The sequence below is a fragment of the Mesorhizobium sp. M1050 genome (assembly GCF_040318715.1).
GTDB lineage: Bacteria > Pseudomonadota > Alphaproteobacteria > Rhizobiales > Rhizobiaceae > Mesorhizobium.
Genome location: NZ_JAMYMV010000050.1, coordinates 26,964 through 45,868 on the forward strand (window position 1 = coordinate 26,964; position 18,905 = coordinate 45,868).

General features: G+C 62.8%; 18 protein-coding genes and 1 tRNA gene. 10 read left to right on the forward strand and 9 right to left on the reverse strand.

Annotated elements, in window-relative coordinates; all coding sequences use genetic code 11:
- The 5 genes from NKH57_RS23730 to NKH57_RS23750 all read right to left on the reverse strand — a co-directional run bounded on the left by NKH57_RS23730 (nucleotide 1) and on the right by NKH57_RS23750 (nucleotide 5,668).
- The gene (locus NKH57_RS23730) at nucleotides 1-939 is read right to left on the reverse strand and encodes a carbohydrate ABC transporter permease (protein WP_050589568.1); all 939 of its coding nucleotides are present in this window, start codon (nucleotides 937-939) and stop codon (nucleotides 1-3) included.
- A gap of 3 nt (nucleotides 940-942) precedes the next feature.
- The gene (locus NKH57_RS23735) at nucleotides 943-2,004 is read right to left on the reverse strand and encodes a carbohydrate ABC transporter permease (protein ID WP_031260686.1); all 1,062 of its coding nucleotides are present in this window, start codon (nucleotides 2,002-2,004) and stop codon (nucleotides 943-945) included.
- Between the two features lie 78 nt (nucleotides 2,005-2,082).
- Entirely contained in the window at nucleotides 2,083-3,516 is a 1,434-nt protein-coding gene (locus NKH57_RS23740; protein ID WP_023760833.1) for an ABC transporter substrate-binding protein, read from the reverse strand.
- A gap of 47 nt (nucleotides 3,517-3,563) precedes the next feature.
- Nucleotides 3,564-4,670, reverse strand: coding sequence for an ABC transporter ATP-binding protein (locus NKH57_RS23745; RefSeq protein WP_050589569.1), 1,107 nt, complete (start codon nucleotides 4,668-4,670; stop codon nucleotides 3,564-3,566).
- A gap of 302 nt (nucleotides 4,671-4,972) precedes the next feature.
- A complete protein-coding gene (locus tag NKH57_RS23750; protein WP_352947826.1) occupies nucleotides 4,973-5,668 on the reverse strand; it encodes a TetR/AcrR family transcriptional regulator in 696 nt (231 codons plus the stop codon).
- A gap of 83 nt (nucleotides 5,669-5,751) precedes the next feature.
- On the opposite strand from NKH57_RS23750, the gene NKH57_RS23755 reads away from it, so the two are divergent.
- Genes NKH57_RS23755 through NKH57_RS23765 form a run of 3 tightly spaced genes read left to right on the forward strand, consistent with a single transcriptional unit; the run spans nucleotide 5,752 to nucleotide 8,247 of the window.
- Nucleotides 5,752-6,948 (forward strand): Tm-1-like ATP-binding domain-containing protein, encoded by a 1,197-nt coding sequence (locus tag NKH57_RS23755; protein ID WP_352947795.1) that lies wholly within the window; start codon nucleotides 5,752-5,754, stop codon nucleotides 6,946-6,948.
- A 10-nt stretch (nucleotides 6,949-6,958) separates the two neighbouring features.
- Nucleotides 6,959-7,831 carry a phosphoenolpyruvate hydrolase family protein gene (locus NKH57_RS23760; RefSeq protein WP_352947797.1) on the forward strand — a complete coding sequence of 291 codons (873 nt, stop codon included), beginning with the start codon at nucleotides 6,959-6,961 and terminating at the stop codon, nucleotides 7,829-7,831.
- The gene (locus NKH57_RS23765; protein ID WP_352733841.1) at nucleotides 7,828-8,247 is read left to right on the forward strand and encodes a cupin domain-containing protein; all 420 of its coding nucleotides are present in this window, start codon (nucleotides 7,828-7,830) and stop codon (nucleotides 8,245-8,247) included. Before NKH57_RS23760 ends, NKH57_RS23765 begins: the two co-directional genes overlap by 4 nt.
- A gap of 29 nt (nucleotides 8,248-8,276) precedes the next feature.
- Here the strand turns inward: NKH57_RS23765 and NKH57_RS23770 are convergent, their stop codons facing one another.
- Nucleotides 8,277-9,467, reverse strand: a complete 1,191-nt coding sequence (locus NKH57_RS23770; RefSeq protein WP_352947800.1) for a M24 family metallopeptidase — start codon at nucleotides 9,465-9,467, stop codon at nucleotides 8,277-8,279.
- 374 nt (nucleotides 9,468-9,841) lie between these two features.
- Between NKH57_RS23770 and NKH57_RS23775 the strand changes: the two genes are divergently transcribed.
- The 6 genes from NKH57_RS23775 (at nucleotide 9,842) to NKH57_RS23800 (ending at nucleotide 15,852) form a co-directional block, all read left to right on the forward strand.
- Nucleotides 9,842-11,452 carry an ABC transporter substrate-binding protein gene (locus tag NKH57_RS23775; RefSeq protein ID WP_352947802.1) on the forward strand — a complete coding sequence of 537 codons (1,611 nt, stop codon included), beginning with the start codon at nucleotides 9,842-9,844 and terminating at the stop codon, nucleotides 11,450-11,452.
- 282 nt (nucleotides 11,453-11,734) lie between these two features.
- Nucleotides 11,735-12,721 carry an ABC transporter permease gene (locus NKH57_RS23780; protein WP_352947805.1) on the forward strand — a complete coding sequence of 329 codons (987 nt, stop codon included), beginning with the start codon at nucleotides 11,735-11,737 and terminating at the stop codon, nucleotides 12,719-12,721.
- Nucleotides 12,718-13,548, forward strand: coding sequence for an ABC transporter permease (locus NKH57_RS23785; RefSeq protein ID WP_352947807.1), 831 nt, complete (start codon nucleotides 12,718-12,720; stop codon nucleotides 13,546-13,548). Before NKH57_RS23780 ends, NKH57_RS23785 begins: the two co-directional genes overlap by 4 nt.
- Nucleotides 13,545-14,564, forward strand: a complete 1,020-nt coding sequence (locus NKH57_RS23790; protein WP_352947809.1) for an ABC transporter ATP-binding protein — start codon at nucleotides 13,545-13,547, stop codon at nucleotides 14,562-14,564. Before NKH57_RS23785 ends, NKH57_RS23790 begins: the two co-directional genes overlap by 4 nt.
- Nucleotides 14,561-15,349: an ABC transporter ATP-binding protein gene (locus tag NKH57_RS23795; protein ID WP_352947812.1), complete on the forward strand. Its 789-nt coding sequence runs from the start codon at nucleotides 14,561-14,563 to the stop codon at nucleotides 15,347-15,349. The genes NKH57_RS23790 and NKH57_RS23795 overlap by 4 nt, the downstream gene beginning before the upstream one ends.
- A complete protein-coding gene (locus NKH57_RS23800; RefSeq protein ID WP_352947815.1) occupies nucleotides 15,346-15,852 on the forward strand; it encodes an L-2-amino-thiazoline-4-carboxylic acid hydrolase in 507 nt (168 codons plus the stop codon). Before NKH57_RS23795 ends, NKH57_RS23800 begins: the two co-directional genes overlap by 4 nt.
- Before the next feature lie 274 nt (nucleotides 15,853-16,126).
- Here the strand turns inward: NKH57_RS23800 and NKH57_RS23805 are convergent, their stop codons facing one another.
- Both NKH57_RS23805 and NKH57_RS23810 read right to left on the reverse strand, forming a co-directional pair.
- Nucleotides 16,127-16,738 carry an NAD(P)-dependent oxidoreductase gene (locus NKH57_RS23805; RefSeq protein ID WP_352947818.1) on the reverse strand — a complete coding sequence of 204 codons (612 nt, stop codon included), beginning with the start codon at nucleotides 16,736-16,738 and terminating at the stop codon, nucleotides 16,127-16,129.
- Nucleotides 16,739-16,774: 36 nt separating this feature from the next.
- Complete coding sequence (locus NKH57_RS23810; RefSeq protein WP_352947821.1) at nucleotides 16,775-17,413, reverse strand: DsbA family protein; 639 nt, start codon at nucleotides 17,411-17,413, stop codon at nucleotides 16,775-16,777.
- 126 nt (nucleotides 17,414-17,539) lie between these two features.
- On the opposite strand from NKH57_RS23810, the gene NKH57_RS23815 reads away from it, so the two are divergent.
- Nucleotides 17,540-18,457, forward strand: a complete 918-nt coding sequence (locus tag NKH57_RS23815) for a LysR family transcriptional regulator (RefSeq protein WP_352947824.1) — start codon at nucleotides 17,540-17,542, stop codon at nucleotides 18,455-18,457.
- Nucleotides 18,458-18,587: 130 nt separating this feature from the next.
- On the opposite strand, the gene NKH57_RS23820 is transcribed toward NKH57_RS23815, so the two are convergent.
- Nucleotides 18,588-18,664 (reverse strand) — tRNA-Met (locus NKH57_RS23820).
- Nucleotides 18,665-18,905: the final 241 nt, after the last annotated feature.

An 18,905-nucleotide genomic window follows, 5' to 3' on the forward strand; every position in this document is an offset into this window, starting at 1 on the left:
TCAGCGCTTCACCGTGCCGAAGGTGACGCCGCGCAACAGATGGTCCTGCAGGAAGAAGGTGACCAGGAACACGGGAATGAGAAACAGGGTTTCAATGGCGGCAAGCAAGGTCCAATCGGTGCCGCGTCCGCCCGAAGACACGGCCTGGTTCATGGCAACCGGGACCGTCCGCGTGTCGGGTCCCGACAGCAACAGGGCGAACAGGAACTCGTTCCAGGTGAGGATCAGGCCAAACACAAACGTCGCGGCGAGGCCGGCGATGACCTGGGGAAGGGCAATCTTGAAGAACACCCGGATTCCAGAGGATCCGTCGATGCGGGCCGCATCCTCGACGTCGGGCGACAATTCGTCAAAGAAGCTTTTCATCATCCAGATGGTGAAGGCAAGATTGAAGGCGGTGTAGAGCATGATGATGCCGAAATATGAACCCGACAGGCCCACCACGCGGAACATCAGGATCACGGGAATGATCACCACGATCGCCGGCAGCATGCGCGTGGTCAGGATGATGAACAGGTAGGTGTCGTTGCCTTTCAGCGGATAGCGCGAGAAGCCGAAGGCCGCGAGGGTGCCGATGGCGAGGGCGAGCAGCACCGACACCGACGCGATGAAGATCGAATTGAAGAAGTAACGATCGAACCCCGTCGCTTCGGGGGCGCCGCCCGGGGTCATCGAGCGCGAGAACACGGACCCGAAATTTTCGAGCGTCGGCGTGAAGACAAAATGGTCTGGAATCAAACCGAACAGCGAGGTGGGCGATAGCGTCGGCGGGACGAGGAGCGCGTCGCCCTGCGGTTTGAAGGCGGTGAATATGATGAACAGCACCGGCAGAAAATAGATAAAGGCGACGACGGCCACGCCGAGCGTCCGCCCCCAGCCGGCTTTGTCCACACCGCTCGCCCTACGCAGGCCGAGCTTTCCCCATATCGATTCGGCCACAGGTCAGGCTCCCAGCGTGCGGCGGTTGGCGAGGTAAAGGTAGAGGTTGGTGAGAACAATCACCATGAAAAGCATCAGATAGGAGATCGCCGCGCCCTCGCTCGTCTTGTTCTGCTCGTTGGCGATGCGAATCAGATGATAGGAAATCGTCAGCGTGTCGTTGCCCCCCTTGGTGAGCAGGATGACCAGATCCGCCAGCTTGAAGGCCTCGATCGTGCGGAACAGCAGGGCCAGCATAAGAAGGCCGCGGATGTAGGGGAAGGTGATCATCCAGAACTGCCGCCATCGCGACACACGGTCGATGGCGGCCGCCTCATAGAGGTATTTCGGCACCGATACGAGGCCCGCCAGGACAAGGAGCATGACGAAGGGCGACCACATCCACGCGTCGGCGAAAACGATTCCCGTCACCGCACCGACCTTGGTGCTCATCAGGATGAACTGGTCGCCGGCGATCGAATTGATGACGTAGCTGAGGATGCCGAAGGTCGGGTCGTAGTAGTAGGTGAAGAACACGCCGGAGGCGACAACCGAAAGCATCATCGGCGTCAGCACCAGGATCAACAGATACTTGCGCAGCGGGAATTGCTTGGAGAACAGGATGGCCAGCAAAAAGCCGACGATCATCTGCGCGGAGACGGTGAACACCACGAACATCGCGGTATTGATCAGCGCGCTCCAGGTCGCGTTGGCGGCGAGATCGTTGGTGAGAATCCGGGCGTAATTTCCGAGGCCGATAAATCGGATCGTCTGCTGGTTGGCCTGATAGGCGAAGAACGAAAGGCCCAGCGACCACAGCAGGGGGAAGATATTCATCACGAACAGAACGGCGATCGCCGGGGCAACCAGCAGGGCGCCGAAGTAGTGGCGCCGATACGCGTTGACGGTAAATGCGGCCGCGACCAACGTCGCCGTCACGCCCACCACCCAGAAGGATAGTGCCGCCGGCAAGACCGCGATCGATATGGCCGAGACGACGACGGCGACGGCGATGGCGAGTTTCCAGTTGTGAGCAACAACCGCGGTGAACAGTGGTGCCGGCAGGGAGTGTGAAGCAGCGGTCATGGGAGTCCGGAATGTGGAGCGTCTGACGTTACAGTGACGGGGGGCGGCGTTTCCGCGCCCCGCAGATTTGTTGGAGAGTTACTGGATCAGGCCGGCGTTCTTCAGGAGGTCCTCCTGGAACTTGGCGACATTATTCATGGTGGTCTTGGCGTCTTGCTTGCCGGTGATGGCAAGATCGTACTGGTCCTGCTGCTGGGTGAGCATCTCGAAGAACTGCGGCACGTGCCACATATCCTTCTGCCAGTCGAGCGAGTTTGCCCAGGCGCGGTTCCACGGACGGTAGGTCACGTATTTTGGATCGGTGTACACGGAGGTGATAGCCGACTGACCGCCAGCCGCGGCGAACTGGTGCTGGATCTCGGGCGAGAGCCACCACTTGACGAAGCCGACCGCTTCCTTGATCTGCGCGTCCGTTGTCCAGGTGGTCAGCACGAAAGGCTGTCCGCCGATCTGTGACGTACGATTGATCTTGCCGTCGGCGCCGCGCAGGCCCGGCGCCATTCCGAACACCAACTTGTCGGCAACCTTCGAGGTCTTGGGATCGAGCGAGGCTTCGCCGAGGCCGATCCAGTCGACGTTCATGGCGACCTTGCCCTCACGGAACAACTGGTCGGAGACGAAGATGTCCATGGTGCCAGTCTTGACCACCGGGGGCATCCACTTGAGCATGCTCATGAAATGGTCCATGCCCTCGATGGACTTCGCCGAGTTCACGACGCCTTCGGCATGCCCCGTCGGTGCCTTCGTTTCATCCCAGATGCCGCCGCCATGCTGCCAGACAAACGAGTGGACCGAGCTCGTCGAGAAGTCATAGCCTTTGCCGGCCTGATAGGCGATGCCGTAGAAATCGTCATCCAGCACCTGGCCGGCGAGCTTGTCGCCCTTCTTGCGCTGGAAGAATTCGCCAACATGCGCGAACGTGTTCCAGTCCATGTTGTCGAGTTCTTCGCCGGTGCAGGGCAGCTTCTCATTGTACTTCGCCTTGAAGGCGGCCTGCTCGCCTTCGTCGCAGATCACGTCCTTGCGGGCGTAGGTGACCAGCACGTCCGGGAACTGCGGGAAACCATAGTAGTTCGGCGTCGAGTTCGGATAGGTTGAATAGGCATTCACAATCGCCGGATGCATAGAGTCCATTGTGGCCTTCAGTTCCGGGTCGGCGTCGATCAGATCATTGATCTTGCGGAAATAGCCCCCCTCAATAAACGCTCCAAGCCACTGAGAATCCGACACAGCGAAATTGTACTTCTGTTCACCAGATGTAAGAGACGCATTGACACGGGTATAGAAATCCGGCCACGGAATGAAGTCGATATCAAGCGTCACCTTGTTGCCGGAAGCTGGCTTGTATTGCTCGTCGAAGAACTTCTTCATGATGCGCATTGGCGGCCAATCGGGACCGACCATCGTCAGTTTCACCTCGTCGGCAGAGGCATAGGTCACGCCCCCCACCAGTAGCGTGGCAGCGAAGCTGGCGGCTGTCGCTAGCCCTTTCACTTTCGTCATCGCGGTCATTCGGGTTTCCTCCCTTTGGTAAACCGGATTACTTCTCGCCGTTCGCGTCAGGTCATTGCCTGGCCGCTCGCGGCGTCGAAGACGTGGATTTTCCTGCTGTCGATGGCGATCGATGCCGAATCGCCAGTCCTGATGCTGGCGGCGGTCGCTTCCGGCAGCACCATGCGCAACATTTCGCCGCCCGCCTCGACCGAGACGATGGTGATGTCGCCGAGCGGCTCGAGCAGATGCACCTTCGAGGCGACCGCAGCTTCGCCCTTGGCGGCGAGCCGGATGTCGCTCGGGCGAATGCCGATCAGCACCGCCTCGCCGGCATTGGCGGTCTTGCATGGCGCCGCCGGAACCAGAGTGCCGAGCGGCGTGTCGAAAGATTTGGCGTCGGCCCGCACCGAAGCCTTGAACAGATTCATATGCGGCGAGCCGATCTTGCTGGCGACATAGGCATGGACGGGCCGCTCGTAGAGTTCGTCCGGCGTACCGATCTGGACGATGCTGCCGTCGCGCATCACCGCGATCTCCTCGCCCATCGACAGCGCCTCTAGCTCATCGGGAGTGGCATAGATCACGGTCATGCCGAACTGGCGGTGCAGCCGCTTCAGCTCGGCGCGCGTCTCGTGGCGAAGCTTGGCATCGAGGTTGGTGAGCGGCTCGTCAAGGAGGAGAATCTTCGGCCGGCGGATGAGCGAGCGGCCGAGCGCGACGCGCTGCTGCTCGCCGCCGGACAGGGTCGCCGGCTTGGCCCTCAGCCGGTGCGTCAGCTTGAGGATCTCGGCGGTCTCATTCACCCGCTTGTCGATCTCGCCGCGCGCGGTTTTTTCCTCGCGCAGCGGATAGGCGAAATTGTCGTAGACGTTGAGGTGCGGATAGAGCGCAAAGGACTGGAATACCATCGAGATGCCGCGGCCCATGATCGGCGCGCGGGTCACGTCCTTGCCGCCGATCTCGACAGTCCCGCTGTCGGGCGGCACCAGACCCGCAATCGTGCGCAACGTCGTCGTTTTGCCGACCGAACTCGGCCCGAAAAGGACGAAGAAGCGGCCTTCGTCGACGGCGAAGCTCAGGTCGTGGACGGCCCGCACGGATCCATAGGTCTTGCTAACCCTGTCGAGGCGGAGCGCAATGCCGTTGCCGGCACCAGGCGACGCCTGCGTCACGATGCGCCACCTCGTGCGGACGGAACACGCGCCATCCGTATGATCCTCCTCGCCCTGCCGAAATCGACTGCGGCTGTCATTCCTGATCCGCCCTTTCTTCTTCATCTGGTATTACCAATTCCCGACGCCCGTCAAGCGCTTTTCTTGAGCGTAGCCGCCAATCGGAATCTTCCATCTTCTCGCCTATCCCTATATTTTTCCATCTTTTTCGTTTCAACAGGCTCGGAAAGCTTGTACCTACATTTGGATCCAACAGAAATATCGAATCGTCGGAAAATAAATCTGGTCGAACCAGATTTACGCTATCCCACCGACAAGACCTGTACTTTAATGCCGTCGCTGCCTTCCGACTCCGCGACCGCCGCACGCACCAGCGCGCCGGCCGCCCATTGCGCGACCGACATCGTCCGGCGACTGTCCAACCCCCAGATATCCTTGAGCACGATCAGCACCTCGACGCCGAAGATCAGCGACAGCGCCTGCGCCAGCCGCTTGAATTCGCGCGGCGGCAAACGGCCCTTGAGCGGCGCGATCGCCTGTTTTAGCAACTCGATGCGGTGGCCGCGCGTGAAGGCCGGCTCACCGTCCAGCGTGCCGGCCTGACGCCTCGCCCACTGATCGAGCGACAGCTTTAGTGCTGCCTTGAACGTCGCCTCGAAGGCCTCGATGCGCGGCATGGCCGTGTCGAACAGATCGGCGACCCGGCGCTCCGCATCCGCGGAGGTCGATTGCCAGGTGAGGATTGGCCCTAGCCCCTCGTCGACTACCGCTTGCACCAGTGCCGCCTGGCTCGGGAAATACCGGTAGGCGGTGGCACGGGAAACCTGTGCCGCCTCGGCGACTTCGCTGACCGAGGGCGTGACGCCCGCCTGCATCAGCCTCGTCGCCGTCTCCAGCATCAGTCGTTTCGTGCGCGCGCGCGGCCCGCGCTCTATCGCCCGGCCGTTTCCCGGCTCAGTGCTGTCGCTCGCTGTGGATTGTTGACGTGAGACATCCATATCAATACGATACGCGCGTCTCAAAAATTTGCAATGGCCTTCGCTTGCCGGAAGGTCGGGCAAGCAGCCGGCGGGGAAACGCGATGAAGCGCATCTATGTGGTGGGCACCGCCGACACCAAAGGTGAGGAACTCGCCTTCCTGGCCGATGCGATCGCCGCCACCGGTGCCGCGGTGTCCCGCGTCGATGTCGGAACACGCGAAGCAACAGTTCCCGTCGACATCACCGCAAAGGAAATTGCCGGCCATCATCCCAACGGCGGCGACGCCGTGCTCGGCGGCAATGATCGTGGCGCTGCGGTCGCCGCGATGGGTATCGCCTTTGCCCGCTTTGCCCAATCGCGAAACGATATCGCCGCCATGATCGGCATCGGCGGTGGCGGCGGCACGTCGATCATCACCTCGGGCATGCGCGCGCTGCCGCTCGGCCTGCCCAAAATCATGGTTTCGACGCTCGCCTCCGGCGATACGTCGCCTTACGTCGACGTTTCCGACATCATCATGATGCCTGCGGTGACCGACATGGCCGGACTGAACCGGCTGTCCCGCGTCATCCTGCACAATGCCGCCCAGGCGATATCGGGCATGGCGGCGAAACCGGCACCACCGCCCGACGGCAAACCGTCGATCGGCCTCACCATGTTCGGCGTTACCACACCTTGCGTGACCGCCATCGCCGACCAGCTTCGTTCGACCTACGACTGCATGGTCTTCCACGCCACCGGCACTGGCGGCCGCAGCATGGAGAAGCTGGCCGACAGTGGCCTGCTGTCCGGCGTCATCGATATCACCACGACCGAGGTCTGCGATCTCTTGTTCGGTGGTGTTTTACCGGCGACGGAGGACCGCTTCGGCGCGATCGCCCGCACCAGGCTGCCCTATGTCGGTTCGGTCGGCGCACTCGACATGGTCAACTTCTGGGCACCGTCGACCATTCCGGAGCACCACCGCGGTCGGCTGTTCTATGAACACAATCCCAACGTCACGCTGATGCGCACCACGGCGCAGGAATGCCGCGCGATCGGCGAATGGATCGGCGCCAGGCTCGCTCGCTGCGAGGGGCCGGTGCATTTCCTCATCCCTGAAAAGGGCGTCTCGGCGCTCGACATCGAAGGCGGCGCCTTCTTTGATCCGGAAGCCGACGCCGTCCTGTTCGAAGCCATCGAGCGCACTATCCGGCCAAATGGCACCCGGCGCGTGAAGCGCCTTCCACTCCACATTAACGACCCGGAATTCGCCGCGGCCGCGGGCGCGGCTTTTCTCGACATCGCCAGACAGTGAGATTCAAGACATGCCCGCCATACCGCGCAAGGACATACTGAAGAGATTCAGGGGAATGATCGACAAGGGCGTGCCGATCGTCGGCGGCGGCGCCGGCACCGGCCTGTCGGCCAAGGCCGAGGAGGCTGGCGGCATCGACCTCATCATCATCTACAATTCCGGCCGCTACCGGATGGCCGGCCGCGGTTCGGCCGCTGGCCTGCTCGCCTATGGCAATGCCAATGAGATCGTCAAGGAAATGGCCTACGAGGTTTTGCCTGTGGTCAAGAAGACGCCGGTGCTGGCCGGCGTCAACGGCACCGATCCCTTCGTCATCATGCCGCTGCTCTTGGCCGAGCTGAAGACCATGGGCTTTTCCGGCGTGCAGAACTTTCCGACCATCGGCCTGTTCGACGGCCAGATGCGGCAAAGCTTCGAGGAGACCGGCATGGGCTTCGGGCTCGAGGTCGACATGATCGCCGAGGCGCGCAAGCTCGACCTCTTGACCACACCCTATGTTTTCAACCCGGACGAGGCCCGCGCCATGACAAAGGCCGGAGCCGACATTGTCGTCGCCCACATGGGCGTGACCACAGGCGGCTCGATCGGCGCCACATCGGCCAAGTCTCTCGACGACTGCGTGCTCGAGATCGACGCCATCGCCAACGCCGCGCGTTCGGTGCGCAAGGATGTCATCCTGCTTTGCCATGGCGGCCCGATCTCGATGCCGGACGACGCCCGCTACATCCTCGACCGCTGTAAGGGCCTGCACGGTTTCTATGGCGCAAGCTCGATGGAACGGCTGCCGGCGGAAGCCGCGATCGCAAGACAGACGGCGGATTTCAAGGCCGTGACGCTTGGCGGCGACGGGAATACGAAGAAAAAAGAAGGGGTGATGAGATGACCGACAAGAGCAAAATGTTTGTCTACCCGAAGGATGTCAGTGCCTTCGGCTTCGACTGGGGCAGACTGGCGCTGACCGTGGCGCCCGAGGTCAATGGCGCGACGCGCTTTTCCGGCGGCGTCGTCGACCTGCCATCCGGCAAGGGCCATACGCGTCACAACCATCCGGGCGCCGAGGAAATCATCTTCGTCATATCAGGTCATGGCGAGCAGATGGTCGAGGACGAGAACGGCAATCCGGTAGTCGAGAAAGTCGGCCCCGGCTGCACCATCTATGTGCCGGAAAGCCGCTTTCATTCGACGCTCAATACTGGCGACGGACCGATGCAGCTCTTCGTCGTCTATTCGCCGGCCGGCCCAGAACTGGTTTTGCGGGAACTGCCGGATTTCAGGCTGATCCCGCCGGGCGGCAAATAACGTATCCGGGGCAGCGCCAGCCTTCGTCTCTATAGGGTGCCACCCCTGTTCCACCCCCGGCCCCGATCGCCAAACATCAGATAGCCGGTATCCGTCACCGCCAACGTGTCCTCCAGCTTGATGAAGCCGCGCGTCGGGTGGAGCATTGTCGTCTCGACCGACAGCACCATGTTCTTCTCCAGCGGCTTGGACGCATAGGTGCCCTCATAGGTCACCGGGTGGTTGGTCATCAGGAACGGTGCCTCGTGCGTGATCAGGCCCATGCCATGGGCGAAGAAATCCGTATAGGCCGCGACCTTCGACGCTTTCAGCACACCTTCGGCATGCGAAATCATGTCGCCGCCCAGCGTGCCCGCTCTGACCTTTGAGAAGGCCGCCTGCTGTACCGCCTCGACCTCGGCTAGCAGATCCTCGAGCTGGGCATCCGGTTCGCCCAGAATGCCCATGCGGCAGAGGTCACCGATATAGCCGTGATAATTGCCGCCGGAATCGATCGACAGCACCTCGCCTTTCTTCCACGCTTGCGGCGAGGCGGCGCGATTGTGGCTGGAGCCCAGTGTCAGCAGGCAATATTCGAAATGCGCGCCGCGATTGGTCTCCTCGCGCCGCAGCTGCTCGATCATCTCGCTCTTGGTCGTGCCTTCGCGCGCCCACGCGATCGTCGCCAGCATGGAATCGGTGATCAGTTCGGAGGCCGTGCGCAGCTTCTCCAACTCGGCATCGGTCTTGATAGCGCGCATGCGCTCGAGCATGTCGGTCGCATCGATCAGCTTGGCGTCCGGCAGCGCCTTGCGGATCAGCGTATAGGCGTCCGACGGCAGGAAGCCCGGCTCGATGCCGATGCGAGCGCCGGCCTTACCGATCTTCTGCAGATGTTCGACAGCGAGATTGGCGGCGTCGAGCGTGCCCCAGCAGGCGGCGTGCAATGTCGGCGTCCAGAACGGGTTGTTCTGGTGCTCGCCACCCTCCATGCGATTGCCAATATAGGCGGCATGCTCCGGCCCGCCCTTTTCGTACACGACGATCGGCAGGTAACGGCTGTGGCCGATCGCATCCATGGCGGCAAAGAAGATGAATTTGTAGCCGCCCAGCAGATACTGCGTGTTGTGCTTGGAGGTGGCGAGCAGCACATCGATGCCGGCCTCCTCCATCAGCCGGTCGACCCGCGCCTGGTCGAACGGGACAGTGCCGACGGCATTCTTGCCCGGAGCAATGTTCATCTCTCTCTCCCTGAATTGCCCGGGATCGCCGGCTGTTCCGCTCCCGATCCCATGGCCCTGCATCAAATCTGCACCATTCCGCCCACTCTGGTCCAGCCAGAAATGGCAAAAACAGCACCGTTCGATGTCACCATACCACCATTGGTCGCATATCAGATCATTCTGGTCTTACCAGATGGAGCGAATTGAGCCCCTTCCACCAAACTGGTCCAGCGGATGAAAATTTCAAAGCCAAGCGAGGATGCGCCAATTCCGTCTCTGGCGAAACCCTCGGCAAGGCCCATAATCGCCGCCGCAAGGATGCCGGCGGACTTGCCGGGTCTGAGGGGTTGTTGGCGCACCCGGTCGGGTCGCGGAGAGGACGGAGTTCGATCATGTCAGATTTCACGATTTCGAGACGCACGATGCTTGCCGGTTCGGCAATGCTGCTGGCCTCCACCGCCATGCCGATATCAGGCTGGGCGCAGACGCCGAAGAAGGGTGGCCGGCTGGTGCTCGCCGCCGATTCCGAGCCGCGCAACCTCAACCCGGCGATCGTCGCCTCCAACGGCGTCTTCTTCATCTCCAGCAAGATCGTCGAAACGCTGGCCGAAGCCTCATTCGACGGCAAGGACGGGCTCGCGCCGCGGCTGGCGCTGAGCTGGGAAGGGTCTGCCGACGGGCTCTCGGCGACGTTCAAACTGCGCGACGGCGTCAAATGGCATGACGGCAAGCCGTTCACCTCGGCCGACGTTGCCTTCTCGGCGCTGCAGATCTGGAAGCCGCTGCAGAACCTCGGCCGCACCGTGTTCAAGGATCTGGCCAGCGTCGACACGCCGGACGACCTCACCGCCGTGTTCAAATTCGCCAAGCCGACACCGTTCCAGCTGATCCGCAACGCGCTGCCGGCGCTGAGCAGCGTTGTGCCGAAGCACATCTACGAGGTCGGCAAGATCGAGGACAACCCGGCCAACAACGCGCCGATCGGCACCGGGCCATTCAAATTCGGCGAGTACAAGGCTGGCCAATATTACCGGCTGACGAAGAACGCGGATTACTGGGAAAAGGACGAGCCCTATCTCGACGAGATCATCTACCAGGTGCTGCCGGATCGCACGTCCGCGGCGAGCGCGCTGGAGGCTGCAGAGATCCAGCTTGCAGCCTTCTCCGCCGTGCCGCTGGCCGATCTGGACCGCATCGCTAAAGTGCCAGGCCTGAAGGTGATCTCCAAAGGTTACGAAGGGCTGACCTATCAGCTCGTCGTCGAGATCAACCATCGCCGCAAGGAACTTGCCGACCTCAAGGTGCGCCAGGCGATCGCGCATGCGATCGACAAGGATTTCGTCGTCAAGACGGTGTTCCTCGGTTACGCCGCCACCGCCACCGGTCCGGTGCCGAAAAACGATCCGCAGTTCTACACCGCAGACGTGCCGACCTATCCATTCGACGTCGCGAAGGCCAACACGCTGCTCGACGAGGCCGACTACAAGAAAGGCCCGGACGGCATGCGCTTCTCGCTGAAGCTTTTGCCGGCGCCCTATTTCAACGAGACCAAGCAGTTCGGCGATTATCTGCGCCAGGCGCTGGCCGCCATCGGCATCGACGCGGAGCTGGTCAACAACGACTCGGCCGGCCACATCAAGGCCGTCTACACAGATCACGCCTTCGACCTCGCCGTCGGCCCGCCGGTGTTCCGTGGCGATCCGGCGATCTCCACCACCATTCTGGTGCAGAGCGGTATTCCTGACGGCGTGCCGTTCTCCAACCAGGGCGGCTACAAGAACGACGCGCTCGATGCCCTCATCGCCAAGGCATCCGAGACGCTCGACACCACTGCCCGCACCGACCTCTATAAGGAGTTCCAGAAAGAGGTGGCCGCCGACCTGCCGCTGATCAATGTCGCCGAATGGAGTTTTATCAGCGTCGCCCGCGACACGGTCGGCAACATCGCCAACAACCCGCGCTGGGCGGTGTCGAACTGGGCGGACACGTATCTGGAATCGTGACAGTATTTCGCGGATGAAAGTTCGCGGCAAAATCGGTGTTGAAACTTGGCCTAAGGCCGCGTTCCTTCACACCCCCCTCTGTCCTGCCGGACATCTCCCCCGCAAGGGGGGAGATCAGCAGCGTCACCAACCGCACCCCCCTTTCCGCGTCACCGCATCGGAGATTGGCGAAAGCAGCAACGACATCCAATCTCCCCCCTTGCGGGGGAGATGTCCGGCAGGACAGAGGGGGGTGCCCAGACACCACACCTCTAACGGCCAGGCCGGCGTTAAGTCTTTACCATGACCCGCGCCCTCATCCTCCTCCGCCGTCGCCTTATCGGCAGCATCTTCGTGCTGCTGATCGTCGTCGTCGGCACCTTCCTGCTGCTCGAAGCGGCCCCCGGCGATGCGGTCGACGCCTACATCGTCTCGACCGGCGGCGATGCCGGCATGATCGAACTGCTGCGCCATCGCTGGGGCCTCGACCAATCCGAACTGACGCGACTGGCCAATTATCTCTGGGCGCTGCTGCATCTCGATCTTGGCCAATCGGTGACCTTCTCCAGGCCGATCCGCGACGTGATCCTGGAGCGCCTGCCCAACACCTTGTTGCTGATGGTCAGCGCCACCGCTCTCTCCTTCGGGCTGGGCTCGGCACTCGGCATCTATGCCGGCGCGCGGCCCGGCAGTTTCCGTGACCGCTTCCTGTCGATCGGCTCGCTGGCGCTCTATGCCGTGCCGGGTTTCTGGCTCGGCCTGGTGCTGATCGTCGTCTTTGCCGTCGACCTGCGCTGGCTGCCGATCGGCGGCATCGAAACCCTGGCCTCGGACAAGACCGGCCTTGATCGCGCCGCCGACATCGCTGTCCATCTCGTCCTGCCCGTTTCTGCCCTCGGCTTCATCTATCTGGCGCTTTATCTGCGTATGATGCGCGCCGGCATGGCCGAGGTCTGGCGGCAGGATTTCGTCTTGGCCGCCCGCGCCAAGGGGCTATCCTGCCGGCGCATCGTTCTCGCCCACGTCGCCCGCAACGCACTACTGCCGCTGGTCACTATGCTCGGCCTGCAATCGGCGCAGATGCTCGGCGGCAGCGTCGTCATCGAGAGCGTCTTTTCCGTGCCCGGCCTCGGCCGGCTGGCGCAAGAGGCGGTCGCCTCCCGCGACACGCCGCTTCTGCTCGGCATTATCCTCACCAGCGCCGTCCTGGTCATCGTCATCAACCTCCTCGTCGACATCGCCTATGCCTTCCTCGATCCGCGCGTCGGCGCGAGCGAGGCCCGTGCATGAGCCCGCTCCGCCGCTTTCTGCGCGCGCCTGAGGCGGTTGCTGGTGCGATCCTCCTCGCGGCGCTGATTGCTATGGCGCTGTCGGCGTCGCTGCTGTTCCCTGGCGATCCGCAGGCCATCGCCGGCCCGGCGCTGCTGCCGCCCTTCCAAGACTGGTCGCTGCCGCTCGGCACCGACCGGCTCGGCCGCAACGTGCTGGCCGAGCTCTTTCACGGCGCCCGCACATCGCTGGCCGTCGGGCTCGCTGCAGCGGCGGCCGCACTTGTCGTCGGCGCGGTGATCGGCACGCTGGCCGGCTTTGCCGGCGGCCTCGTCGACGAGGTGCTGATGCGCATCACCGACGCCTTCCAGACCGTGCCGAGTTTCCTGCTGGCGCTGGCCTTCGTCAGCGTCGTCGGGCCTTCCCTCGGCGTCGTCGTGATTGCCATCGCGCTCGGCACCTGGACCGGACCGTCCAGAGTTGCCCGCGCGGAAGTCCTCTCCATTCGTGAACGCGACTACGTCGCCGGAGCGAGGGTAATCGGCATGCACCCTATGGCGATCGCCTTTCGCGAGGTGTTGCCCAATGCCTTGCCTCCGGTGCTGGCGATGTCGTCGGTGATCGTCGCCGCCGCCATCCTCACCGAAGCGGCCTTGTCCTTCCTCGGTCTCGGCGACCCCAACCGGGTCACCTGGGGCGGCATGATATCGGAAGGCCGCGCCGTGCTGCGCACCGCGCCCTTCCTATCGATCGTCCCAGGCATAGCATTGGTTCTGACCGTGCTCGGCGTCTATCTCGCCGGTGAAGGCGTCGTCGAGACGACAGCAGTCAGGAGAGGCCTTTCGTGACCGCCCTGGCTACGATCCGCGACCTCACGGTGACCTACCGCCGCGACGGCAACGAGGTGGCGGCGCTGAAAAGTATCAGCCTCGACATCGCCGCTGGTGAACGCCTCGCCATCATCGGCGAAAGCGGCTCCGGCAAGAGCACGCTGGCGCTGGGCATTGCGGGGCTGTTGCCGGCAAGCGCCATGGTTGGAGGCCGCATCGATTGGTTTTTGCCATCGTCGCCATCCGCTGGTGCCAAGGCACCCCCCTCTGTCCTGCCGGACATCTCCCCCTCAAGGGGGGAGATTGGCAGTTCCACTGTCGGTTCCTCCCCTACTGCCAGCGTAGTTGGCGAAAGCAGAGATAAGGGCACAATCTCCCCCCTTGAGGGGGAGATGTCCGGCAGGACAGAGGGGGGCCTCGTAGAGCGCGACGTCCGAAAGTCTCCCTTCAAACAGAGCTACATACCCCTCCCCGGTCGCGACATCGGCTTCGTCTTCCAGGATCCCTCCGCCAGCCTCGACCCTGTCATGGCCATCGGCAAACAAATCGCCGAAGTCGCGCGCACCCATCTCGGCCTCACATGGCCGCAGGCCTATGCGAAGGCAAGACACCTGCTCGAACGCGTCCGCCTGCCGGACCCGGACTCAGCCTTGCAAGCCTTCCCGCATCAGCTTTCGGGTGGCCAGAAGCAGCGTGTCGCGATCGCCGCCGCCATTGCGGCCGGACCGAAATTGCTGATCGCCGACGAGGCGACAAGCGCGCTCGACACCATCGTGCAGGCCGAGATTGTCGCCTTGATCCGGCGCCTTGTGGCTGAGGACGGCATGACGCTGCTGTTCATCAGCCATGACATCGCGCTCGCGGCCGAGCTTGCCGAGCGCATCGCCGTTTTCCGGCATGGCCGGTTGGTCGAGCTTGGCACGACGGCGCAGATTATCAATGCACCTAGCCAAACCTACACACGCGCGCTGCTCGACGCCCATATCGGGCTCGACGCCAAGCCATTGCTGAACCGAGCCGAGCTCCAAACATGAGCCTGCTGGCGGTGTCCAACCTCACCAAACGCTACCGTCGCGGTGAAAGGACCATCACTGCCGTCGACGATGTCACCTTTCACATCGACCCCGGCGAGACGCTGGCGCTGGCCGGGCCTTCCGGCAGCGGCAAGTCGACGATCGCGCGGCTGGTGTTGCGATTGATCGAGCCAGACGTTGGGCGCATCGAATTTGAACGCGGTGATTTCTTGGCTTTAGATGGCGCGGCGCTGCGAGCGCGTCGCGCACGCCTGCAAATGGTGTTCCAGGACCCGTTGGCCGCCTTCAATCCGCGCGCCACGGTGGCACGTGTCCTCGACGATCCCTTGCGCATCCATGGCATCGCCTCCCGCGCCGAGCGCCCGCGCCGCATCGCCGCCTTGCTGGAGCGTGTCGGGCTGACGGCCGACCTCGCCACCCGCGCCATCCATGAAATCTCCGGTGGCCAGCGGCAGCGCGTAGCCATTGCGCGCGCGATCGCGACGAAGCCGTCGCTGATCGTGCTCGACGAGGCGGTGTCGGCGCTCGACGTTTCGGTGCGCGGACAGATCCTCGATCTTTTGCTGGACCTGCAACGGCAGGAACGGATTGCCTATCTCTTCATTTCACATGATCTCGGCGTCATCAGAGCGATCGCCCAACGCGTCGTCCTTCTCGACGCCGGCCAGGTTGCCGAGAGCGGCGATGCCCGAACCGTCATCGACGCGCCGCGATCCGCCATAGGCAAGGCGCTGGTGGCCGCGGTGCCAAGACTCAACCGTATCGTTCGACAGGACCCGACATGACCGATCCCGAAGCCAGAGCCGAGAAACTGTCGCGCGAACTCGATTCCGCTTTTCGCAACCGAGCCGATCTCTACCGGCTGTTGCTCGAGGAACTGAGTGGAGAACTGGGCGCCGACAAAGCCGAATCGATCATGATCCGCGCCATCGAACAACGCGGCAAGGAAGTGGCGGCAGCCGCCTTCGCCGGCTTCGGCCCCAATGACGCGCGCGCGATCGGCGAAGCCTTCCTGGCCGTCAGTCCAGACGGCGGCCGCATGTATCCGACCGATGTCGAACGCAGCGACGACCGCATCGCCTTCAAGGTGAAACGCTGCCCGCTGAAGGATGCCTGGGTCGAAGCCGGAGTTGGTGACCAAAGGCTTGCCACGCTCTGTCGCATAGCCGGCGCCTTCGACCGCGGCCTGTTCGAGGCGACCGGCGTTCGTTTTGACAATGTCACCTGGACACCGGGCCACGGCTCCGGCTGCTGTCATATCGCGCTGACAGACAGGGATGCCGGATAGCTCAGTAGGCCCGCTACACCGACAGCCGGCCGGCTTCGATTTCGACGACGGCCAAGCCGGCCAAGGAGGTCGATCCGTCCTATCAGGAATGACTGCGCAAGCGCGAACCCGACCTGATCAGTGGGGAACGCGCTTTGTCGAACGCCGCCGCGAGGAACCGAGATAGGACGGTCTTGTCATACGGAAAGTTACCGGCGCGTCGGGGTGCGCGAAGCGCTGACGCGGCTGGCGTCGGCCAGCCTCGATTGAGACTCGGTCGCCGCTACCCGTTCGATCAATAGCCGACGGTGAAGCGCTGCCTGATATGGGCCGGCTTCTCGATCTCGTCGACCACGGCGATGGCATAGTCCTCGAACGAAATACTGCTGCCCTTGTCGGAGGCGAGAAGCGTGTCCTTGCCGAGACGGAATGTGCCGGTACGCTCGCCCGGGACAAACATGGCGGATGGCGACAGGAACGTCCAATCGAGGTCGCCGACCGTCTTCAGTCTGTCCAGGAAGTCGGCGCCCTTCTGCGCTTCGGCCTTATAGATCGCCGGGAATTCGGGGGTATCGACCAGCCGCTTGCCGGGCGCGACTTCGAGACTGCCGGCGCCGCCGACGATGAGATAGCGCTTCACTCCGGAGGCACGCACCGCGGCAATCAGCATGTCGGCGTCACTGTCGAGAAAATGCACCGAACTGATCACCACATCATGGCCGCGGATCAGGTCAGCGAGACCTTCCTTATCGAAGACATCGCCCTTCCTGGCGATCACGCCTGGGAGTGCGGCGATCTTTTCCGGGTTGCGCGCAATGCCGGTGACGGTGTGGCCGCGATCGGAGAGTTCTTTGAGAAGGCGCGAACCGACTGCGCCCGATGCACCAATGAGAGCGACTTTTGCCATGTCTTTTCAGTTTCCTTGTTGAGGGTTTTCTGGGGATCAGGCCGCCGCGATATGGGCGACGAGATTGTCGAAGCTGCCGAACAATGCATTCGAACCGATGAGCCGGGGCGCATCGTTGCGGATGACCACGAGGGAAGGCACGCCATCGGCATGCAGGCGCTGGAACAGCGAGCGGCCTCGGCCGACCAGCTCGCGGTGGGTCGTCAGCAATGTTTCGGTCGGCGCCTTGAGCATCTCAGCGGCGTCCGCCATGCCGGCGGCGGCGAGCACTTCGGCCACGCGGCTGATCGTCACGACATCGCTGCCGTCGACATAGCGCGCCCGCTGGATCGTCTTCAGCGCGGCAAGCCGGCGGCTGGGATTTTCCAGGCCGGCGGCGCTGATGCCGAGCGTGGCGGCATGAGAGTCCAGCAGCGTGCCGCTGATATCGAGGACTTTGTGCCGATAGGCCTGCGTGAACGATTGTCCGGTCAGGCGCTTGATGCGCTGATCGTTCGCCCAGGCATGGGCGGCAAAACCTTCATCCATCGGACGCGCGCCGGCGCCGGAGAACAGGCCGGTCGGCAGCAGCTCGACGCGCACGCCGCTGGCAGACAATCTGTCCAGCATCGGGGTGGCGCCATAGCACCAACCGCAAAGCGGATCGAACAGATAGGTCACTTCTGAATTGCTCATGATCGCCATCCTCGGTCCGGCTGCGGGCGAATGCCCCCTTGGCTCACATGTGGCAGACGAAGGTCTTGCGAAAAATAGCGCTTAATAATACAAACTGTCTGATCCAATCATACAAAGACTGCCGCCTTGGCCGAACTTCTGAACCTCAATCGGCTCGCCTACTTCACCACGGTGATGGAAACCGGTTCGTTCACCGCGGCGGCCGACCGGCTTGGCGTCGCCAAGGCCGTGGTCAGCCACCAGATCGGCAAGCTCGAGGAGGAATTGGGCGCAACGCTGCTGCAGCGCACGACACGGCGTGTCACGCCGACAGAAGAAGGCCGCCTGTTCTATGACCGCGCGATGATTATCCTGAGGGAAGCAGAGGCGGCCTATGGCGAAATCTCGCAAGGGGCGATCGAACCGAGCGGAACGCTGAGGCTGACCGCGCCGCTCGATTACGGTGCCAAGATGGTGGCCCCGGTCATGGCGGCCTATCTCAGGGCCTTTCCGCATATGCGCGTCGATGCGATCTTCGACGACGCGGTGAGCAATCTGGTGGACGAGCAGATCGATCTCGGCATTCGCGTCGGCTGGCTTACCGATTCCTCGAACCAGGCGCGGCGCCTGGGCACGATACGGCAGACCGTAGTGGCAAGCCCTGGTTTCGCGGCGCGCATGCCGCCCGACATGACGCCGCGCCAGTCAAGATCGCTGGCCTGGGTCGGCAACGCCCAGTTGCGCGGCATCGGCCAATGGCTTTTTTCCAGGGATGCTGAAACGGTGCTGACCGAACTCAATCCGATCATCATGTGCGACAAGAGCCCCGCTGCCCTGGCTTGCGTGCTGGCCGGCATCGGGCTTGGCATATTTCCGGATTACAGCGTCGACGACGATATCGCCGAGGGGCGGCTGGTGCCGGTGTTTGCCGACTGGAGCTTACCGACAGGCGGCATCCACGCCGTCTTTCCACCGGCCCGGTTCCGGCCCGCCAAGGTGCGCGCCTTCGTCGATCTTCTCGCGGCGGCCGAGAGAAAGCGATCACGCGGCGTCGCCATGGCGTGAGCCCTTTAGCGGGCCTCTTGCAGGATATTCAGGGGAGCACGTCAACGGGCTTTGATTTCGAGGTGCCTGGCCTTGCACGGCTTCAAAACGCGAACGGCCCGCGTTGAGCGGGCCGTTTGCGTTTGAAGTGTGGTTGCGGGGACAGGATTTGAACCTGTGACCTTCAGGTTATGAGCCTGACGAGCTACCGGGCTGCTCCACCCCGCGTCGAGGTTTGGAAGTGTGCGCAGGCCTACGAACAGGATGGCCTACAGATAGGTATTTGGCTCACCAAATGAAAGGGCCGCTTACGCGGCCCGGGTTCCCGTTGGCGGGCCTTATCATAAAGAGAAGATTTCTCTCACATCCGATTTGGATGTGCGATCAACGTGCGTTTAGCAGACCTGGCAGCGACCTACTCTCCCGCGTCTTGAGACGAAGTACCATCAGCGCTGGAGCGTTTCACGGC

Coding starts and splice junctions, on each gene's coding strand:
- NKH57_RS23735 (WP_031260686.1), bottom strand. CDS start 2,004: ATGACCGCTGCTTCACACTCCCTGCCGGCACCACTGTTCACCGCGGTT.
- NKH57_RS23740 (WP_023760833.1), bottom strand. CDS start 3,516: ATGACCGCGATGACGAAAGTGAAAGGGCTAGCGACAGCCGCCAGCTTC.
- NKH57_RS23750 (WP_352947826.1), bottom strand. CDS start 5,668: ATGGATGTCTCACGTCAACAATCCACAGCGAGCGACAGCACTGAGCCG.
- NKH57_RS23755 (WP_352947795.1), top strand. CDS start 5,752: ATGAAGCGCATCTATGTGGTGGGCACCGCCGACACCAAAGGTGAGGAA.
- NKH57_RS23760 (WP_352947797.1), top strand. CDS start 6,959: ATGCCCGCCATACCGCGCAAGGACATACTGAAGAGATTCAGGGGAATG.
- NKH57_RS23765 (WP_352733841.1), top strand. CDS start 7,828: ATGACCGACAAGAGCAAAATGTTTGTCTACCCGAAGGATGTCAGTGCC.
- NKH57_RS23770 (WP_352947800.1), bottom strand. CDS start 9,467: ATGAACATTGCTCCGGGCAAGAATGCCGTCGGCACTGTCCCGTTCGAC.
- NKH57_RS23775 (WP_352947802.1), top strand. CDS start 9,842: ATGTCAGATTTCACGATTTCGAGACGCACGATGCTTGCCGGTTCGGCA.
- NKH57_RS23780 (WP_352947805.1), top strand. CDS start 11,735: ATGACCCGCGCCCTCATCCTCCTCCGCCGTCGCCTTATCGGCAGCATC.
- NKH57_RS23785 (WP_352947807.1), top strand. CDS start 12,718: ATGAGCCCGCTCCGCCGCTTTCTGCGCGCGCCTGAGGCGGTTGCTGGT.
- NKH57_RS23795 (WP_352947812.1), top strand. CDS start 14,561: ATGAGCCTGCTGGCGGTGTCCAACCTCACCAAACGCTACCGTCGCGGT.
- NKH57_RS23800 (WP_352947815.1), top strand. CDS start 15,346: ATGACCGATCCCGAAGCCAGAGCCGAGAAACTGTCGCGCGAACTCGAT.
- NKH57_RS23805 (WP_352947818.1), bottom strand. CDS start 16,738: ATGGCAAAAGTCGCTCTCATTGGTGCATCGGGCGCAGTCGGTTCGCGC.
- NKH57_RS23810 (WP_352947821.1), bottom strand. CDS start 17,413: ATGAGCAATTCAGAAGTGACCTATCTGTTCGATCCGCTTTGCGGTTGG.